The sequence below is a fragment of the Dyadobacter sp. AC419 genome (assembly GCF_979253085.1).
This window is the reverse complement of sequence record NZ_CEEDCD010000025.1, coordinates 122,035-142,735: the sequence shown is the minus strand read 5'-3', so window position 1 is coordinate 142,735 and position 20,701 is coordinate 122,035. Positions and strand designations below refer to the sequence as shown.

The window sequence follows — 20,701 nt, the reverse complement described above, 5'->3', positions numbered from 1 at the left end:
TTTGAAGCTAAGGTTTGACCGAGATTATCATTAACGCTTTCCAATGCCAGTCGCAGAAACTTTTCATTTCGTCTGCCGCGCGGTGGATCGCTTTGCGAATGCGGTCATAAGTCCCGCAACGGCACAAATTCCCGCTCATAGCCGAGTCAATTTCGGCATCACTCGGGTTAGGGTTACTTTTAAGCAATGCAGTAGCGCTCATGATCTGCCCCGATTGACAATAGCCGCATTGCGGAACCTGCTCTTCTATCCAGGCTTTTTGAATGATGCTCAACTTTCCGTCACCAACGCCTTCAATGGTTGTGATCTTATCATTTTTGCCAACTGCTGAAATCGGCAACTGGCACGAACGCGTTGGTTCGCCATTCAAATGCACCGTGCAGGCACCGCATAAGGCCAATCCGCAGCCGAACTTTGTCCCTTTTAAGCCCGCAAAGTCTCTTACGACCCATAGCAAAGGCATGTCCGGCTCCACGTCGACCTTCACTTTTTTTCCGTTCAGTAATAAATTATAGAGTGCCATATTTATACGTTATTATTGTCTGTCCTCAAAATCACAATGTAAATTACGAAATTCGCCATTTTCCCCAATTAATATTTCGCGAAGCGTTCATTACACTTGATGAATGGAGCCGCTGGTTATGCATAGTGAAAAAACAGCGCTATTTTTACCCAATCCTACCTATTTAGTAACCAATGATTACAAACGACGCTGTTGTACTGGGCATATTAATGCTGATTTTAGCTTTGATTTTTTACACGGCCTCCATCGACAGCTGGAAACGCTTTTACGCAGTCGTTCCCCCGCTGCTGCTTTGCTATTTTATCCCCGGTTTACTCAATTCATTTGGCATTGTAAATGGAAGCACGTCCCAACTTTATCCGGTTGTTTCCAAATATTTCCTCCCCGCCTGTCTTGTCTTTTTCACCATCGGCATGGACTGGCGCTCGCTGAGCCGGTTAGGACCCAAAGCGCTCATTGCCATGCTTGTAGGAACGCTCGGCATTATGATCGGCGGACCATTTGCATTGTGGGTTGTAGGTTCTATCAGTCCTGAAACTGTTCGTGGGGAAGGTGCGGATGCCGTTTGGCGGGGATTGGCAACCATTGCCGGAAGCTGGATTGGCGGCGGCGCTAACCAGACTGCTTTGAGAGAAGTTTTCAAGCCTAGCGATGCTTTGTTTTCGCAAATGGTGGCCGTGGATGTGTTGATTGCAGAGCTTTGGATGGCTTTTTTGATTTATGGAGCAGGAATTGCTTCGCGCCTTGACCATTTTTTGGGTGCTGATAACAGGCCGATTGAGGAAATTAAAGTTCAGCTCGATGCGCAGCATGAAGCCAATGTAAAAGTGCCTCACGTGCGCGATTACATTTTTCTGGCTGGCGCGGGCTTTGGTGCCACCGGGCTTGCACATTTTCTGGCGGACATGATCACACCTTATCTTGCCAAAAATTATCCTTCTCTCGAAAAATACAGCCTGACCTCAACATTCTTTTGGGTGGTGACGATCGCCACATTTATTGGCATTGCATTGTCCATGACGCCAATCAGGAGGCTGGAACACGTCGGTGCTTCCAAATTGGGTTCAGTGTTTTTGTATGTTTTGGTAGCCACGATCGGCATGCAAATGGACTTAGGCGCTGTGGCTGACAATCCCGGACTGTTTGCGATAGGGTTAATCTGGATTCTGACGCACGCCGTGATTCTGATCATTGTATGCAAATGGCTCAAAATTCCGTTCTTTTTTCTGGCAGTCGGGAGTCAGGCCGATGTTTGGCGGTTCGGCCTCAGGCTTCGGTTGTAGCCGCAGCTTTTCATCCTTCTTTGGCCACAGTGGGCGTTTTACTTTGCTATATTAGGATACGCAATCGGCACCTACGGCGGTTACCTCACCGCGCTGATGATGCAATGGGTTAGCGAAGGTTAACGAAATCAGACTCTTAAAATGGAAAACGAAAGCAAACTTGATAAAATCGTCGAAGCCCGCATGAAACTGAAAGCACGCTTTGAGGATCAAATGGCTAAGACGCCGTCTGTTTCAGACACACGTCCAATGGGTTCGGGCGAAATAAACCGGCATGGCATGCCCAAGTTGCCTGTCGGGCAGATCAAAACTGTAAAATGGCCCGTGCTGGATCTGGGTTTTAAACCTGATATTTCTCACCAGAAATGGAAACTGGTCATTGACGGCGAAGTCGAATCGCCTGTAACATTAACCTGGGACGATTTCATGGCTTTGCCTCAGACCGAAGACGTCAGCGATTTTCATTGCGTGACGACCTGGTCGCGGATGGATGTGCCGTGGGTTGGCGTGAAGCTGGCGGATCTGGCAGCATTGGTCATGCCCGAGAATCAAACGCCACGCACATTCTTTGCCATGGTTATGACAAATACACGACCAACATTTCTTTGACAGAAGCATTAAAAGAGGATGTCCTGCTTCTGCACACGGCCGATAATGAGGCCCGTAGAACGGGATCACGGGGGTCCGGTGCGTATGATCACACCTCAGCTTTACGCTTGGAAAGGAAGTAAATGGATCAGCAGGATTGAGTTTTTATCTTACAACAAACTCGGTTTTTGGGAATTGAGAGGTTATTCAAATACAGCTTATCCTTGGAGAAATGACCGTTACAGCTGATCATTTATAAATCCAGAACCAACCCGTCGTAAGCCAGATGCACATTGGAGGGAAGCTCTTTTTCAATGTCCGCATGTTTCCCAAGCTTGTGGCTCATATGGACGAGACAAGCTTGCGGCACATCGAGCTTTTTAATTAAATCCAGCGCCTGAGACAAAGTAAAATGCGAAAGATGCGGCTCTTTCTGAAGCGTGTCCAGAACAAGCACTTTGGAGCCTTTTATTTTCTGCTGCTCTTTTTCAGAAATGAAATTGGCATCGGTAATGTAGGTAAAATCGCCTATCCGGTAACCGTAAACCGGCAATTTGTGATGCATCACTTCAATGGGTGTAAATTGCACACCCTGCACATCAAAAGGCTCATTTTCAATGTCATGAAGTTCAAAATGCGGGACACCAGGATATCTGTTCTCTGAAAATGCATAGGCAAATTCGTTCTGAATTTGTTGCAAAACAGACGCTCTTCCATAAAGCGGAATGTCGCGTTGCTGGCGGTGGTTAAATGCACGGATATCGTCTAATCCGGCGGTGTGGTCCTTATGCTGGTGTGTAAAAATAGCTGCGTCCAAATCCTTCACATTGGCGCGAAGCATTTGCTGACGGAAATCAGGACCGGTGTCTATTACAAAAGATTTTCCTTGGGTCTGGATCCAAACGGAAGTCCTTAAACGCTTATCACGTGGGTCGTCAGATTGGCAAACGGCACATTCACAGGCAATAACCGGTATTCCCTGTGATGTGCCGGTCCCTAAAAATGTAATCCTCATCAGGTTTATTCTGTCAAATGCGCAACCACCTCAACCAAACGGTCAAAATTCAACGGTTTCATCAGCGCATCATCAAATCCTGCTTGTTTAAAGTCTTCTTCTGAATAATTTTTAGCATTGCCTGTAATCGCTACGATCGGCGTTTTCGCCTTTTTCTCGTTTGGCAATTTGCGGATGCTTCTGGCACATTCCATTCCGTCCATCACTGGCATATTGATATCGAGCAGGATAATGTCGAAATCTTCTTTTTCCAAAAGTTGCAAAACTTGTTCTCCATTCTTAACGGAAGTGATCTCGTAATGTTGGAATTCCAAAATCTTCCTTGCCAGGTTTTGAATAACTGAGCTGTCTTCGGCAATGAGTACGCGCTTTGTGTATGACATACGATGGGTCAGGTGTTGTGTGAATAATTTGCCAGGTCAATTTAGGGATATTTCACCCGAAAGTCGCAACCCGGCTCGGTGCGAAGATTCAAAATTATCATAAAAAGTAAATAAACATCCTATACTTTTCAAAGCACAGTTTCGGGTGTAAGTTTGTGGTCCGAATAAAATTTACGATCCGATATGTTCAAAAATAAAGTAATGCGATATAGCACAATTGCGATGGTTATCGCGATTTTAGCCTATTTTATAATAGAAAATTTTTCTGGTTCAGGGTTAAATGGCAATGCTGATGATCAGTTTGCGAACAATCCGGAAAAGTATAAAACGACGATTTTGGCAGAGCGCGAAGCCAAAGATGAGCAGTTCAAAACAACGGAAGACTCGCCCATTGCGGACAAGGAAGCATTTCACGGTCTGCATTACTTTCAGCCTGATCTCACTTACCGGATCACAGCCAACATTACGCCTTACACCAATGATGATAAAGAGGTGATTGTGAAATATACAGACGGCACTTCCGAAAAATATGAGAAATATGGTTACGCACATTTCAAGATCGGCGACCAGGAAGAAAAACTGCTTTTACTCAAAAACGAAAGCGTGATTTCTGTTTTGTTCAAAGATGCGACGAGCGGAAAACAAACCTATGGTGGCGGCCGTTACCTGGATTATCCCGTGTCTGAGATCAAAAACAATGTGATCGTTCTTGATTTTAATAAGGCTTATAATCCCTATTGCGTTTATCAGGAGTCGTATGCCTGCCCTGTTCCGCCTGCCGAAAATACATTATCCGTCGCCATTCCGGCTGGTGAGCAGCTCGAATCTGCCGTACATTGATAAGCTGGCAGTAACATTTTATTTTTTTGTAAAAAAGCGATTAGTATCGCAACCTTCTCGGCGTCGTTCGACTTAAATCCTTAATTTTGTAGTTCAGGCTTCGAGGAGCCTTTTACATATTTTAAAGCATTCGCATGAAGATCTCTTATAAGTGGCTTAAAGAATTAGTAGAAATAACAGAATCTCCCGACCAGACCGGCAAGATATTGACAGGCACGGGATTGGAGGTCGAAAGCATTGAAGAGATTGAATCTATAAAAGGCGGATTGCAGGGTGTGGTGATTGGTGAAGTGCTTACTTGTGAAAAACACCCGGAAGCTGATCGTTTGAAACTCACAACAGTCGACGTTGGCGCTGAAAATCCTCTATCCATAGTTTGCGGTGCGCCTAATGTTGCCGCTGGCCAAAAAGTGCTCGTTGCCCGACAGTCGGCACAACATTATACCCGACCGGAAGTGAGCAGCCATTGGTTTTAAAAAAATCAAAAATTCGTGGTGCGCTTTCAGAAGGAATGATCTGTGCGGAAGACGAACTTGGCATAGGAACTTCACACGACGGAATCCTGGTTTTGGAAACCGATTTGCCAAACGGATCACCCGCAAGCGAATATTTCGGCATTACATCAGATTATTTGATAGAAATCGGGCTTACGCCTAACCGCGCTGATGCAGCTTCGCATTATGGCGTTGCGCGTGATTTAAAGGCATTTTTCAACCGCCCTATTCACTTGCCTTCGGTTGAAAATTTCAAAATTGACAACCAAAATCTGCCGGTTCAGGTTGAAGTTCGCAACACCGAAGCTTGCCCCAGATATACAGGACTTACCATTTCAGGCATTCAGGTCGGCGAATCTCCGGATTGGATCAAGCAGCGACTTGCGACGATCGGAATCCGGTCGATTAACAACATTGTGGACATTACCAATTATATATGTCACGAGTTGGGCCAGCCGATGCATGCTTTTGATGCTGATAAAATCATTGGCGATAAGGTTATTGTGACAACGGTCACAGCCGGGACAACATTTGTAACATTGGATGGCGTTGAAAGAAAGCTTTCGGATTCTGATCTGATGATCTGTAACGAAGGAGCGAACGGCAGTCCGGAACCCATGTGCATTGCGGGCGTTTTTGGTGGTCTCACGTCGGGTGTTACCAACGACACAACTTCAATCTTCCTGGAATCCGCTTATTTCTCCCCAATCTGGGTTCGGAAAACAGCGCAGCGTTTCGCATTAAAAACCGATTCTTCTTTCCGCTTTGAACGTGGGACGGATCCTAATATGCCTTTGTATGCACTCAAAAGGGCTGCATTATTGATCAAAGAAATTGCAGGAGGAAGCATTTCGTCTGACATTACAGACATTTACGAAGCACCAATCGCTGATTTTGAGGTGACTATGCGTTACAGCAACATTGATAGGCTGATTGGGAAATCCCTTGAAAAAACGCAGATCCGCAACATTCTGAAACGGACTTGACATTCAAATTAAGAACGAAACGGAAACGGGCTTTACAGCCATCGTCCCACCTTACCGCGTGGATGTGCAGCGGGAGGCAGATGTGATCGAAGAGATTTTGAGAATTTACGGTTTCGGGCAAGTGGAGCTTTCGGATCATTTGAGCTCGGACTTCATTTCTGATTTCCCTGTAAATGATCCTGAGAAACTGACATTGCGCGTTGCAGAGCTGCTGGTTGCAAATGGCTTCAACGAGATGATCAACAATTCGCTTACCAAACCGGAATATCACGTGTCTTTGGAAAGCAGCGTTGGAGGCAATCCTGTGAAAATCCTCAACTATTTGAGTGAAGACTTGTCAGTAATGCGCCAAACATTGATTTTCTCGGGATTGGAAGTGGTTTCTTACAATAGCAATCGCCGTCAGAAGGATTTGAAACTGTTTGAATTTGGCAAAACTTATAATGAGGTCAACGGAAAATATGTTGAGAAAGAACGTCTTTCAGTTTTTGTAACAGGCAACATTCAGCAGGAAAGCTGGTTTGAGAAATCAAGAGAAGCCGTTTTCCATGATATGGCGGGCTTCGTAATGCAGGTTTTAACGTCTGTAAAAATCAAGGATCTGGAAAAACAAGATGCCGATCCGGTCATTTTCAAATACGGCACAACGCTGACGCTTAATCGCAAGCCGGTCGTTTCATTTGGCCAATTGACAACAGCAATTACCAAAAAGCTGGACATTAAAGCAGCCGTTTTATATGCTGATTTCGACTGGGATTACATTTTGAAACAATACGATGCATTTGTCCAATATAAAGAAGTGTCCAAATTTCCAGAAGTGCGCAGGGATTTGTCGCTTGTTGTAAACAAGAAAATTACATTTGAAGAACTTCGGCAGACTGCATATAAAACAGAAAGACAATTGCTGCGTTCGGTTAATGTCTTCGACGTTTACGAAGGAGCGAATCTGGAAGGCAAAAAATCTTATTCGGTAAGCTTTATTTTGCAGGATGACCAGCAAACGCTGACAGACAAAGTCATTGATAAAACAATGCAGCGCCTGATCAGGTGCGTATGAAAGAGAATTTGAAGCCGTGATCAGAAAATGAAATAAATGAATTTTGCTTTGACTGAATATTAAGGTCTGGAAATGGAAAGGAGCATCGAGCGCATTATTGAACACAAGTTGTCTGACCTGAGAAAACTCAAAGTTTCTGATCAACACAAAAGAGAAACTAAGCTGGTCAATATCAGAGCTGCAGCGTGAAAATGCTGAGCTGCGCGCATCGAATATCCAACTCAAGGAAGAAGCAAAAGAAATAGAAGAAAAAATACACTAGTTTGGAAAAAGACTTTAATAAGTCTAAAAGTTTCGCTAAAATTGTCACTAGTAAACTGACACCAACAAGCGGAATAGCCGAACTGAAAGACTCAGTTGAACGATATATACAAGAGATCGATAAGTGCATTGAATTGCTTGAAGATACCTTATGAAAAAAAAATAGCATACCCAATCCGGACGTTTCTGTCTTTATAAAACTGCTGGACAGGGGTTTCAAACTGAGTGTTCCAGCAGATCAGGAGAAATTCTACAGGGATGGGTATGAGGTGTTCTTGCAACGCGTGCAGCAGCATAAATTAAAGGGAAAAGTATACGGTGACATTGAAGCAATTGCCCTCACCTCCATCGAATGCCTTGTTGCATTGCAAAGGAATCAGGAGCAAATGGATAATCTGGTAGCGTCATTTAAAAAGCAGAGTTGAAAAGCTTGATGAAACAATTACCAGTGCTATAGAAGGCTAAAAGCGCAACACCACATAACCTTTATTTTATACGGATTCCTCTTTATAATCTTTCAATCCTTCCAATTTCGGCATTTTCACGCTGGTGTAGTAGGTAAAACCAACTATATATAACCATTACTGAAATGTCAAACTCATTAGTTTTCATTGTCCTCCTGTCGGACATCATCGCCGTAGGTGTGGGGATTTTCGCAGGAAAGTACATCTTTCAGCGATCTTTTGATCAGAAAGAAAAAGAAGCGCAGGAACGCGCAGCCGAAATTCTCCGAAATGCTGAAAGTGCCGCTGAAAACATAAAGAAAGACCGTATTCTCGAAGCCAAAGAAAAATATTTGAGGCTTAAAACTGAATTTGAAGAAGATGCCAACAAAAAACGCGTCATTCTTCAGACCAACGAGCAGAAATTAAAACAACGCGAGCAGAGCCTGAATCAAACGATTGAGAACAACAAGCGCCGCGAAAATGAGTTGGAAGCACTGAAAACCAACTTGAATCAGCAACTTGAAATCGCTGCAAAACGCCGCGAGGAAGCTGAAAAATCATTGCAGCAGCAAGTGACCCAGCTTGAAAAAATTGCTAACCTCACCGCAGACCAGGCTCGTGAGCAACTGGTTGACGCATTGAAAGCAGAGGCTGATACAAGAGCCGGCTCTTATGTGAAAAGTGCGATGGAAGAAGCCCGCCTTACCGCCACAAAAGAAGCTAAGAAAATCGTTATCGAAACCATTCAACGCACCGCTGCGGAACATGCGATTGAGAACTGTGTTTCTGTTTTCAACATTGAAAACGATGATATTAAAGGAAAAATCATCGGCCGCGAAGGACGGAACATTCGTGCATTGGAAGCTGCAACAGGCGTAGAGATTATTGTTGATGACACCCCGGAAGCCATTGTAATCTCTGGATTTGATCCGGTAAGACGTGAAATCGCAAGACTTTCTCTGCACCGTCTGGTTCAGGACGGAAGGATCCACCCAGCGAGAATTGAAGAAGTTGTTGCCAAAACACGCAAGAACATTGACGATGAAATCGTGGAAATTGGTGAACGAACTGTGATTGACATGGGCATTCACGGACTTCATCCGGAACTGGTGAAAATGATCGGTCGCATGCGTTTCCGTTCATCTTACGGTCAAAACCTGCTGGCAGCATTCACGCGAGGTTGCTAAGCTTTGTGCGACTATGGCATCGGAGTTGGGATTGAATACGAAATTGGCAAAAAGAGCAGGTCTGCTGCATGATATTGGTAAAGTTTGGCCTGAGGAATCAGACCTTCCGCACGCAATATTAGGAATGGAACTTGCTAAGAAATACAAGGAGAACCCGGAAGTTTGCAACGCCATCGGTGCTCACCATGACGAGATCGAAATGACGAGCATTCTTTCTCCGATTATCCAGGTTTGCGACGCGATATCAGGCTCACGCCCAGGTGCCCGCCGCGAAATGATGGAGTCTTACATTCAAAGACTTCGTGATCTTGAAAACATGGCATTATCATTCGACGGTGTTGAAAAATGCTACGCGATCCAGGCTGGCCGCGAGTTGCGCGTGATCATTGACGCAGACAATGTTTCGGATGAAAAAGCAGGAATGCTTTCTTTTGACATTTCTCAGAAAATCGAAAAGGAAATGCAATATCCGGGACAAATAAAAATTACCGTAATCCGTGAAATGCGTTCTGTGGCGTATGCGCGTTAATCAGTTTAAAATACATGAATTACTCACTTCTCACGAGTTCAGAGCTGCTGGATATCCAGACGCTCGGTGAACTGAAAAATGCAGGTTACCAGTCACGTTCTATTAAACAGGAACTACGTGATAATCTGATCGTTAAGATAAAAAACAAAGAAAACATCTTCCCCGGCATCTGGGGTTATGAGGAGACGGTAATTCCTGATGTGGAGCGTGCGATACTTTCCATGCACAACATTAACTTTCTGGGGCTGCGCGGGCAAGCAAAAACGCGTATTGCCAGAATGATGATCGGATTGCTGGATGAATATATTCCTTACATCAAGGATTCGGAGTTGCACGATGATCCTTTGGCGCCATTGTCACGTTTCTCGAAAGATGCGGTTGAAGAATATGGTGACCAAACTGAAATTGCTTGGTTGCATCGCGATGAGCGCTATACAGAGAAACTGGCTACGCCTGACGTTTCCGTTGCTGACCTTATCGGCGACGTGGATCCTATCAAAGCGGCTACACTGAAATTGCCTTATTCCGATGAGCGGGTAATCCATTTCGGCCTTATTCCACGTTCGCACCGCGGGATTTTCGTGATCAACGAGCTTCCCGATTTACAGGCGAGGATTCAGGTTGCATTATTTAATATTTTGCAAGAAGGCGACATTCAGATCCGTGGGTTCAAGCTGCGTTTTGCCGCTTGACATTCAGTTTGTTTTCACTGCCAACCCGGAGGATTACACAAACCGCGGAAGCATTGTAACACCATTGAAAGACCGGATAGAAAGTCAGATTGTGACGCATTATCCGAAAACAATAGAAACCGGCAAGAAAATCACTGAGCAAGAAGCAGTTGTTAAGACAGAGCAAGTTGGCCTGATCAGGGTAAATGAGCTTGCGAAAACGCTCATTGAGCAAATTGCATTTGAAGCACGTGAAAGCGAATATGTGGATAGCAAAAGCGGTGTTTCGGCACGTTTGACGATTTCTGCTTACGAAAGTTTGTTAAGCACTGCCGAAAGAAGAGCACTTATCAACGGCGAGGAAAGCACTTACGTCCGCATTTCTGACTTGTATGGTGTTGTTTCGGCCATTTGCGGCAAAGTGGAGCTCGTTTATGAAGGCGAGGTTGAAGGACCCGTTATCGTTGCGCAAAATTTGATTGGAAAAGCCATTCGTACACAATTCCTTAACTTCTTTCCGGATCCGGAAAAGAGCAAAAAAAGCAAGATCAATCCATATGCGAAAGTGATTGAATGGTTTGGCTCAGGCAATGAAATGGAAATGCCGGGCGATATGACCGACCGTGAATACATGGCGCGTCTTAAAACCATCGACGGACTGGATGATTTCGTGGATATGCTGAGTGCTTATTCAAGCGCGGAGGAGAAGCTTTTCATGATGGAATTCGCATTACACGGCATGGCTGAATTCTCATTAATCGGGAAAATGTCATTGGATCAGGGAATGAAGTTCCAGGATCTGGTGAGCAGCATGTTTTCCGGACCAGGAGAAGACGACTATGACTTCGATGAAGATGATGATCGAAAACCATTTTGATATAAAACAAAAAATGCCCGGCAAACACCGGGCATTTTTTATGAATATAATTTGCGATTAAAGCGGAGCGCCTTCATCTACAACATTCGGCTCACTAGTGTCGATCAGCGCATCTGGCTCATTGTTCACTTTGGCACGAACTTTCGATTCCAGTTCATCCATTAATTCCGGATTATCCTTAATAAGCGCTTTCACAGCGTCACGGCCTTGTCCAAGACGGTTGCCATCATAGCTAAACCAGGAACCGGCCTTCTTAACGATCTCCAATTCAACGGCAAGGTCGATGATCTCTCCTACTTTGGAAATTCCTTCACCGTACATGATATCAAATTCCACAACCTTGAAAGGCGGTGCAACTTTGTTCTTAACAACCTTCACACGAGTGCGGTTACCCAAAATCTGGTCAGCGCTTTCTTTGATCTGACCCACGCGGCGAATGTCCAAACGCACCGAAGCATAGTATTTCAAAGCGTTACCACCCGTTGTTGTCTCAGGGTTACCGAACATAACACCGATTTTTTCACGCAGCTGGTTGATGAATATACAGCAGCATCCGGTTTTGTTAATTACACCTGTCAATTTCCGCAATGCCTGCGACATCAAACGAGCCTGTAAACCCATTTTGCTGTCTCCCATTTCGCCTTCTAGTTCAGCGCGGGGAACAAGTGCTGCAACGGAGTCAATTACAATGATATCAACAGCACCGCTGCTGATCAAATGCTCGGCAATTTCCAATGCCTGCTCACCGCTGTCCGGCTGCGAAATCAGCAAATTACTTGTATCAATGCCTAATTTCTCAGCATATGATCTGTCGAAAGCATGCTCAGCGTCAATGAACGCCGCAAGTCCGCCTTTTTTCTGTGCCTCGGCAATGCAATGCATTGATAGTGTGGTCTTACCGGAAGATTCCGGTCCGTAGATTTCTACAACACGACCACGCGGCACGCCGCCTACGCCAAGCGCCAGGTCAAGCCCAAGAGAACCCGTAGAAATAACAGGAATGTCCAAAACCTTGCTGTCGCTCAAGCGCATTACTGTGCCCTTACCGTAGGTCTTGTCCAGCTTTTCCAGGGTAGTTTGTAAAGCTTTTAGTTTGTTGTCTTTATCTGTGGTTGGTTGTGCCATAAAACAGGTTACAATTATTTAGTTTGTTCATAAAAAAGCGGCCTTTGCTTCACAAAAACCGCTTGAAAATTGGTCTTTTTAGTTGTGTAAAAATACCGAATTTCACTCAAAATTCCAACGGCTTTTTCTTATAAAAATATAATTTCAAACTTAATAAATGCAGATAATATCAAGAGGATTTTACAAATTCCGTGATCGGATTATTCACCGTCACATGTGAGTTAACTATCGGTTGCTTGCATTGACGAACGGTAAATAAATACCGTTCAATTTGCATATTTTTGCAGCAAAGATCTGTTTTACAGATTGGTTGCATGCTCGCTAATTACATTGTTTTGTGCTAAGAAAAATTCTGCTTGCCATTTTAGTCCTTTGTGTCATTCTTGGCGTTATATATCGCGATTTGCTGAGTTACGGTTGGATGCAGGCATCCGGACAAGTCAAAATCCTGATGAATGTGGAGGACGTGGAAGATGTGATGAAAGACCTGACATTCCCGGATTCATTGAAGGCGAGGATCGCGTTGATCGAGGAAATCAAAAAATTCGGCGTCGATTCGTTGGGCTTAACACCTTCCAAAAACTACACAACATTCTATAATCAGCACGGAAAGCCGCTTATTTGGCTTATAACAGCATCCGACCGATATAAAATTGCGCCTTACAAATGGCATTTTCCTATAATCGGCAGCTTCCCTTACAAAGGCTTTTTTGATTCTACGCGCGCCGTTCGCGAAGAACAGGCATTGATCAAACAAGGTCTGGACACGGACATTGGCGAAGTGTCGGCGTGGTCAACATTGGGTTACCTGAAAGACCCGATCCTGTCCAGCATGCTCAAAAGAAAGGTGGGCAGCCTTGCCAACCTGATCCTGCACGAACTGACGCATGGAACACTTTTTGTGAAAAGCAATCTCGAACTGAATGAAAACCTCGCGAGTTTTATAGGCGACCAGGGCGCAATCCGGTTTTTGAAATACAAGTATGGTCTGGACTCACCGGAATTACGTACATACGAATATTCAAAAAAGTACAACGACGCCTATTCGGGGCACATGCTCCGGGGCATTGCGCGGTTGGACAGCCTTTACGGGACATTTGGGCCAAGCCCAGTTGCTAATGCACACCGGGATTCGTTGAAGAACACATTGATTACGAACATACTTGATGACGCGGACACACTGCTTTCGGGAAAGCGTACGTTAACAAACAAAAATCGGCAGACGGCGAGTCGCTGGCCGGATGGAAAGATGCCGAATAACGCATATTTCATTAGTTATGAGACTTACAGATCTAAGCAAGACACATTTAAAATCGAGTTTGAGCAAAAATTTGGAGGAAATATTAAGAAATATCTGGCTTGGCTGAAAGAAAAATATCCCTCTCTATAATTACAGTTTTAGCATGAAGAGATCGTACATCGTTATTGCAGGCTTACTCATTTTCAGCATTTTACTCTCGTTTCGGCAATATGAACAGCTTGCTCAAAACAGGGTCATTCCAAATAAAAGCTTCGGCCCGGGCGAGCGGGTGGAATATCGGGTGCATTATGGCTTTATAAATGCGGCTGAGGCCAAAGTTGAAGTTGGCAAGTCGGTTTCCATGATCAACAACAGGCCTTGTTACCGGGTCAACGTATCTGGCCGCACGGTCGGTGCTTTTGACCTGATTTCCCGCGTTCGCGATACGTGGCGTTCTTACATTGACACGACCGCGATTCTGCCGCATATGTTTGAGCGTCAGATACAAGAGAACAAATATCGCAAGGAAGAGCGCGTCATGTTCAACCACAACCGCGATCAGGCTGTTTCGAGCGTGAAAGATGAAACGAAGACATTCAATGTCCCGAATAACATTCACGACATCATCAGCGGCTATTTTTACTTGCGGACAATTAATTTTGAGAAAGTCGCAGAAGGGGAAGTCATAGAAGTGCCGACATTTTTTGATGGCGAGGTTTACAAACTACGTGTTCGTTATGTTGGAAAAGATGTGATTAAAACCAAATACGGAAAGACAAAGGTTCTAAGGATCAACCCATTAATTCCAGACAACAAATTTTTCAAAGGCGAAGGTGCGATGCGTTTATGGGTTTCTGATGACGCTAATAAAATTCCTGTAAAAGCAGAAGTTGAGTTAAAGATCGGCTCTTTGGAAATGGATCTGAAATCTTACAAGGGACTCAAAAAGGATTTGGTCTGGTTTTGAAAAAACGCTTCCGCCAGTTTTGAATCTGCCTGAACGGAAACCAGAGTTCGTTCTTGCTAATGGTGTAAAAAGCGGTTGGGTTGCTTCCAAAACCGTTATAGTAATGAGCAATTGATTCAACCTGCGGACTTTCGAAGTCAAAAATGACTGCATTTCCACTGTCAATCCTCCGGAAATAATTGTCCAGCAAGAATGTCCGGGCGTTACCAATTCTTCCCTTTCGATCAGCCGCATTGAAAAGATAAATTGTCCTTCCTGAAAATTTGATCAAAAGAATTCCTGCATGGATTTGCCCATCGCAAGAAGCGTAAAGAATCTCCGCCTGATCGCGGGCGTGCGATGCTGCAACGATTGCTTTTAATCGCTCATAGGCATTAGGATCCACGCCTCCCGGGATACGTTCCGTTTGGTTTTCTTTGAATAATCTGATGAGGAACTCAGGATCAGCACTTTTCTGCACTTGCCATTGCAATGTGATGCTTCGCTTCAAATTCGCTTTCTTGTCTTTCGAATAATGTGCCTTCAACGCGGGATAATCGCCATTCACTTGCAACCAATACGTTTGGTGTTTTACAAATGTCAGGTCTGAAAAAACGTTGGTGAATTGAGAAATCCGGACTGAATTTTCGGGATTGAAGTGATAAGCTGAGATGTAGGAAAAGCTTCCTGAAAGGAATTCGATGAATGATCTCAGTTGCAAATCTGATATCGGCCGGATTGAGAATATGCCAAGATATTGACAAAAAAACGGTTGGTAGATGATGGAGAAACCCATTTTCCGCCGAATTGGCAGCGGCATCACAATTTGAGCATTTTCTAAATCTGGCCAGACAAGCGCTTTCCAACTTTCGCAAACAATGTCCAGATAATAAGTTTGTGCGTAAATGACACATTGAAGGGATTTTCTAATGTGTTCGTTCCAATTTGCGTCACGGATTTGTGCGCGTTCGATCAGGAGTGGAGTCATGGGATTTGGTTTGAAAGATGATCAAACCATTAGACGCCGAATTTTATTTAAAGTAACTGCGCAGCTTTTGTAAAGTTTCTTCCACGTCGGGCGTTTCGCCCATCAGCAGGTTAATGCTTTGAATCGAGTGGATTACAGTGCTGTGATCACGGCCTCCAAAATGATAACCAATCGATTTCAACGGCAGATCCGTGTATTCTTTTGCCAGAAACATCGCCAGTTGTCTTGGATAAACGACTTCTTTCTTCCGGCTTTTACTTTTTAAATCTGCAATGGTAACCTGAAAATAATCCGCTATGGTCTCCTGAATCGTGTCGATGGTAACTTCCTTATCCTCATTCATTACGATGTTCCGCAATGTGTTTTTGGCCAGCTCCACATCAATTTCCCGACGGGTAAGAGATGCCTGCGCCATCAGCGAAACGATCACACCTTCCAATTCCCTTACATTTGAATTGACGCTGTGCGCAATGTATTCAATCACATCATAATCAATCGAAATCCCTTCTGACTGGATCTTTTTCTGAATAATGGCGATCCGCGTTTCGAAGTCAGGAGTTTGCAAATCAGCCGTTAAACCCCATTTAAAGCGAGATAACAACCTGTCCTGTAAGCCTTGCAGCTCACGCGGCGGGCGGTCACTCGTCATAATGATCTGCTTCCCAAGCTGGTGCAGATGATTAAAAATATGAAAGAATGTGTCCTGCGTTTTCTCTTTTTCCAAGACAAGAACTGAACGTCATCAATCGCCAGCACGTCCACCTTCATATAAAAGTCGGTGAAATCCTGCAGCGTGTTATTTTTAATGGAATTGATAAATTGATTGGTAAACTTTTCGGAAGAGACATACAGCACCAGCTTGTTTTCAAAGTGGTTCATAATGTAATTTCCAATGGCCTGCACCAGGTGCGTTTTGCCCAGTCCTACCCCGCCGTACATCATTAACGGGTTGAAAGACGTCAATCCCGGGCGCTGGGCCACTGCAAACCCGGCAGAACGCGCAAGGCGGTTACAATCGCCTTCAATAAAATTGTCAAATGAGTAATTCGGATTCAGGTAAGTGTCCAGATTCATCGAATCGTGGTCCTTATCGCGGTGATTGGACCCAAGCCGCGGATCGGTGACAAAGTTGTCGGGCTTGGAATAATTGGGTGATTTGGGTGTGGAAACGTTCATTGTAAGCGGCTGATGCTTATCATTTCCCGTGTCCACGATAATGGAATATTCCAAAAGTCCGTCGCGACCGATCGCGTAATCCAATGCTTTTCTAAGCAAATTCACGTAATTATCTTCCAGCCATTCGTAGAAAAACTGGCTCGGAACCTGGATCGTAAGCACTTTACCGTAAAGTTTCAAAGGTCGGATCGGTTCGAACCACGTCTTGAAACTTTCATCGGGAATGTGCTGCTGAATAACTCTCAGGCAGGCATTCCAGATCTGGTCTACTTCTCTATGTGTGCTAACTCTTTCCAATGTATAATTTACGGAATTCAGGATGTCAGAATTTAAAAGGACGGCAAAGATATAAAAATACCTGATCTCTGCTTGTTAAAACCAGGGTTCAATTTAATATCAATGCGGACGATCTGCAAACGCGTAAACAAAAAGAATTCAGCAAAATGCAAAGATTGCCAAGCGGCTGATGCAACGCAGTTACTGATAAATTGGGCTCAAATTTGTAGCTTTGTTAACGAGCAAATTACGCTGTAACTCACATAATCCGTTCGAGATGTCCGCCCATTTATTCTCCGATTTCAGCGCTGCCGGCAAAGACGACTGGGAACAACAGGCTGAAAAAGAATTGAAAGGCAAGCTTAAAGCGCTGTCGGACTGGACGATTGGCGAAAACTTGCACATCGAACCTTATGCAACGCAAGACGATGTGGATTCGGAGCGCATGTTACAAATGCAGGCTTGCCAGAAAAAAACACCCGGCTGGCTTAATGTTCCAAAAGTCACTTTTCAAGATCCGCGCACAACCAACGCGACTCTAAAACATGTGCTAAATAATGGTGCTGATGGCGTCATTTTAGAGCTCGGTGACACAGACATTAAGCATTGTGAATTTCCGAAATTACTGAACGGAATTAAACTTAGTGACACTGCAATTTATTTCAGGTCAGCGGAAAACGTGGAAAATCTCTTCCAGGAAATATCCAAAAACGCAAAATACTATCTCAAAGGCGGCATAGCGCTTGACCCCATTGCGCAATGGATGCGAAGTGGACAGCCGGTGGCACCAAATATTGCAGCAATCGGATCGGTGCTGGCGCAGACGAAAAATATGCGCGAGTTTCGGCCCTATATGATTGAGGGACATTTGTATCACAACAATGGTGCAGATGTGGTCCAGGAACTGGCATATATGCTCGGTGCGGCCGTTGAATGCATGGATATGCTTACTAATTCAGGAGTCACGCCTTTGACCGCATTTAACCGAATCCTTTTTTCAGTTTCCATAGGAACCGAGTTTCTCACTGAAATTGCAAAACTCAGAGCATTGCGCTTTTTGCTGAAGAAGATTTCCGACAGTTATCAGCTGCCCTTCGAACTTTGCACGCCGTTTATCCACGCGCAGACTTCCTCATTTCATGACGCTGACACCGCACCACACACCAACATGATCCGCTCAGCGTCGGAAGCCATGAGCGCTGTAATTGGTGGATGCAATGCATTGACAGTGCTGTCTTACGATCAACTTTTTAATGAAACGAATGCATTTTCTGATCGAATTGCGCGAAATGTATCATCTGTGTTATTCCATGAAAGTGGATTGGGGCATGTTGCAGATCCCGCCGGCGGATCTTATTTATTAGAGAAAATATCATTGCAAATTGCCGATCAAGCCTGGGCATTATTTCTCGAAATTGAAGATAAAGGAGGGCTTATGAAGTGTATTGAAACCGGTTTTATTGATAGAGCAATGAAAGTTTCTCTCAACAAAAAGTTGTTGTCTCTTAACACTGATAGAATAATTGTTGGCGTAAATAAATTTACCGAGGCAAAGGAAAAACCCGCGTTGACGAGCCGGAATTCGCTTAACACAAATATTTTTAACTTTTCGGATTTGAATTTGGCAAACTTGTATCAGCATTCCAGCATAATCACTGAAACGATATGAGGCCAGATTTTCGCAATATTGAACACCAGAAAACCGCTAATGGTCAGCCGGAAGTTAAGCCTGTTAAACCCGTGCAGACTTCCGAAGGCATCAGGCTGAAACCAACATTAACCAAGGAAGATCTTAAGGGCGCTGAACATTTAAACTTCGGGGCGGGCATTGCGCCATTTCTGCGCGGCCCTTATGCGAGCATGTATTTAGAGCGGCCATGGACAATCAGGCAATATGCGGGATTTTCAACTGCTGCTGATTCGAATGCTTTTTACAAAAGAAATTTGGCAGCGGGCCAAAAGGGACTTTCCGTCGCTTTCGATTTGGCGACACACCGCGGATATGACTCCGACCATCCGAGGGTTACGGGAGATGTAGGAAAAGCGGGCGTCGCCATTGATACGGTTGAAGATATGAAGATGCTTTTCAGCCAGATTCCGCTCGATCAAATGTCCGTTTCCATGACCATGAACGGAGCCGTTATTCCGATCATGGCATTCTTTATTGTGGCTGCGGACGAACAGGGCATTCAGCCAGGTCTGCTTTCAGGCACCATTCAAAATGATATTTTGAAGGAATTCATGGTGCGCAACACATACATTTATCCACCTGCTCCATCCATGCGGATTGTAGGCGATATTTTCGCTTACACGTCCCATTTTATGCCGAAGTTCAATTCCATCAGCATCAGCGGTTATCATATGCACGAAGCGGGCGCGCCAGCACACATTGAGCTCGCTTACACACTCGCAGACGGACTCGAATACATTCGAACGGGCTTGGCAGCGGGGATAGCCATTGATGACTTTGCGCCGAGACTTTCGTTTTTCTGGGGAATTGGCATGAACCACTTTATGGAGATTGCAAAAATGCGCGCGGGAAGATTGCTCTGGGCAAAAATTGTCAATCAATTTGGGCTGAAGAGCGAAAAATCGCTTGCATTGCGCACACATTGTCAAACAAGCGGTTACAGTCTGACGGAACAGGACCCTTATAACAATGTTGCCCGGACAACGATCGAGGCTATGGCTGCTGTTATGGGTCACACGCAATCCCTGCATACCAATTCTCTCGACGAGGCCATGGCGTTACCAACTGATTTCTCCGCACGCATTGCCAGGAATACGCAGCTGTTCATCCAATATGAAACTGATCTCTGCAAAGCAATTGACCCCTGGGGCGGCTCTTATTATGTTGAATATTTGACAAAAGAACTGGTTGAAAAAGCATGGCAGCTGATTGAGGAAGTCGAAAATCTGGGTGGCATGACCAAGGCGATTGAAACCGGCCTTCCCAAGATGCGGATTGAAGAAGCGGCTGCTAAAAAACAAGCGCGCATTGATTCCGGAAAAGATGTAATTGTCGGTGTTAACCGCTTTAAAACCGAGGAGAAAGACACATTTGATATTCTTGAAATTGATAACCAAAGTGTTCGGGACGCACAAATTGCTTCGTTACAACAAATAAAACGGGATAGAAATCCTGTGGAAGTTGCCAATGCATTGGAAGCAATCACAATCGCTTGCAGAGAAAAAGGTGGCAAAGAAATGTCTCAAAACTTGCTGGCACTGGCGATTGACGCGGCGCGCAAAAGGGCTACATTAGGTGAAATTTCAGATGCGATGGAAAAAGAATTTGGCCGTTACAAATCCACGATCCGCTCCGTTTCGGGCGTATATCAGGCGGAGGCTTCGGATGACGAGAACTTCCGCATTGCGCTGGAATTGTCCAACCAGTTTGCAGAAATGGAAGGACGGCGAGCCAGAATATTAGTAGCCAAAATGGGCCAGGACGGCCATGACCGCGGCGCGAAAGTCATTGCTACGAGCTTCGCTGACCTCGGTTTTGATGTTGACATTGGTCCGCTTTTTCAAACGCCACAGGAAGTTGCCAAGCAGGCTGCGGAAAACGATGTTCACGTCATTGGCGCTTCCAGCCTAGCTGCGGGCCACAAAACATTGATTCCTGAATTGATCGGAGCGCTTAAAGACATTGGTCGTGAAGACATTATGGTTATTGCGGGCGGAGTGATTCCAGCGCAGGATTACGCGTTTCTGTATGAAAAAGGGGTGAAAGGCATTTTCGGACCCGGAACAATCATTTCCGTTGCTGCGCAGAAAATATTGAAGGATTTAATGCAGTCTTGACCT

General features: G+C 44.8%; 11 protein-coding genes and 6 pseudogenes. 11 read left to right on the top strand and 6 right to left on the bottom strand.

Annotated elements, in window-relative coordinates:
- Positions 1–7: 7 nt before the first annotated feature.
- Positions 8–523 (bottom strand): (2Fe-2S)-binding protein, encoded by a 516-nt coding sequence (locus AC0IYG_RS24485; protein WP_471713689.1) that lies wholly within the window; start codon positions 521–523, stop codon positions 8–10.
- Between the two features lie 173 nt (positions 524–696).
- Here AC0IYG_RS24485 and AC0IYG_RS24480 point away from each other — a divergent pair.
- Positions 697–1,929 (top strand): annotated as a pseudogene (locus AC0IYG_RS24480) (DUF819 family protein).
- An 18-nt stretch (positions 1,930–1,947) separates the two neighbouring features.
- A pseudogene (locus AC0IYG_RS24475) lies at positions 1,948–2,643 on the top strand (molybdopterin-dependent oxidoreductase).
- A gap of 4 nt (positions 2,644–2,647) precedes the next feature.
- Here AC0IYG_RS24475 and AC0IYG_RS24470 read toward each other — a convergent pair.
- Both AC0IYG_RS24470 and AC0IYG_RS24465 read right to left on the bottom strand, forming a co-directional pair.
- The gene (locus tag AC0IYG_RS24470; protein ID WP_471713688.1) at positions 2,648–3,409 is read right to left on the bottom strand and encodes an MBL fold metallo-hydrolase; all 762 of its coding nucleotides are present in this window, start codon (positions 3,407–3,409) and stop codon (positions 2,648–2,650) included.
- A 5-nt stretch (positions 3,410–3,414) separates the two neighbouring features.
- Entirely contained in the window at positions 3,415–3,792 is a 378-nt protein-coding gene (locus tag AC0IYG_RS24465) for a response regulator (protein ID WP_082215385.1), read from the bottom strand.
- Between the two features lie 201 nt (positions 3,793–3,993).
- On the opposite strand from AC0IYG_RS24465, the gene AC0IYG_RS24460 reads away from it, so the two are divergent.
- The 5 genes and pseudogenes from AC0IYG_RS24460 (at position 3,994) to AC0IYG_RS24440 (ending at position 11,140) form a co-directional block, all read left to right on the top strand.
- Complete coding sequence (locus tag AC0IYG_RS24460) at positions 3,994–4,632, top strand: DUF1684 domain-containing protein (RefSeq protein ID WP_471713687.1); 639 nt, start codon at positions 3,994–3,996, stop codon at positions 4,630–4,632.
- A gap of 134 nt (positions 4,633–4,766) precedes the next feature.
- Positions 4,767–7,200, top strand: a pseudogene (pheT, locus tag AC0IYG_RS24455) (phenylalanine--tRNA ligase subunit beta).
- A 397-nt stretch (positions 7,201–7,597) separates the two neighbouring features.
- A complete protein-coding gene (gene zapA, locus AC0IYG_RS24450) occupies positions 7,598–7,855 on the top strand; it encodes a cell division protein ZapA (RefSeq protein WP_471713734.1) in 258 nt (85 codons plus the stop codon).
- Positions 7,856–8,019: 164 nt separating this feature from the next.
- Positions 8,020–9,592 (top strand): annotated as a pseudogene (gene rny, locus AC0IYG_RS24445) (ribonuclease Y).
- Between the two features lie 14 nt (positions 9,593–9,606).
- Positions 9,607–11,140 (top strand): annotated as a pseudogene (locus AC0IYG_RS24440) (P-loop NTPase family protein).
- A gap of 57 nt (positions 11,141–11,197) precedes the next feature.
- Here the strand turns inward: AC0IYG_RS24440 and recA are convergent.
- On the bottom strand, positions 11,198–12,265 hold the full coding sequence (gene recA, locus AC0IYG_RS24435; protein ID WP_471713686.1) for a recombinase RecA: 1,068 nt from the start codon (positions 12,263–12,265) through the stop codon (positions 11,198–11,200).
- Positions 12,266–12,602: 337 nt separating this feature from the next.
- On the opposite strand from recA, the gene AC0IYG_RS24430 reads away from it, so the two are divergent.
- Both AC0IYG_RS24430 and AC0IYG_RS24425 read left to right on the top strand, forming a co-directional pair.
- Positions 12,603–13,655, top strand: coding sequence for an aminopeptidase (locus tag AC0IYG_RS24430; RefSeq protein ID WP_471713685.1), 1,053 nt, complete (start codon positions 12,603–12,605; stop codon positions 13,653–13,655).
- A gap of 13 nt (positions 13,656–13,668) precedes the next feature.
- Positions 13,669–14,472: a DUF3108 domain-containing protein gene (locus tag AC0IYG_RS24425; RefSeq protein ID WP_471713684.1), complete on the top strand. Its 804-nt coding sequence runs from the start codon at positions 13,669–13,671 to the stop codon at positions 14,470–14,472.
- Here the strand turns inward: AC0IYG_RS24425 and AC0IYG_RS24420 are convergent.
- Positions 14,447–15,439, bottom strand: coding sequence for a GNAT family N-acetyltransferase (locus tag AC0IYG_RS24420; protein ID WP_471713683.1), 993 nt, complete (start codon positions 15,437–15,439; stop codon positions 14,447–14,449). The genes AC0IYG_RS24425 and AC0IYG_RS24420 overlap by 26 nt on opposite strands.
- A 43-nt stretch (positions 15,440–15,482) precedes the next feature.
- A pseudogene (gene dnaA / locus AC0IYG_RS24415) lies at positions 15,483–16,912 on the bottom strand (chromosomal replication initiator protein DnaA).
- Between the two features lie 256 nt (positions 16,913–17,168).
- Here dnaA and AC0IYG_RS24410 point away from each other — a divergent pair.
- Together AC0IYG_RS24410 and scpA are read left to right on the top strand one after the other, a co-directional pair.
- Positions 17,169–18,560 (top strand): methylmalonyl-CoA mutase family protein, encoded by a 1,392-nt coding sequence (locus AC0IYG_RS24410; RefSeq protein WP_471713682.1) that lies wholly within the window; start codon positions 17,169–17,171, stop codon positions 18,558–18,560.
- Complete coding sequence (gene scpA / locus AC0IYG_RS24405; protein ID WP_471713681.1) at positions 18,557–20,698, top strand: methylmalonyl-CoA mutase; 2,142 nt, start codon at positions 18,557–18,559, stop codon at positions 20,696–20,698. Before AC0IYG_RS24410 ends, scpA begins: the two co-directional genes overlap by 4 nt.
- Positions 20,699–20,701: the final 3 nt, after the last annotated feature.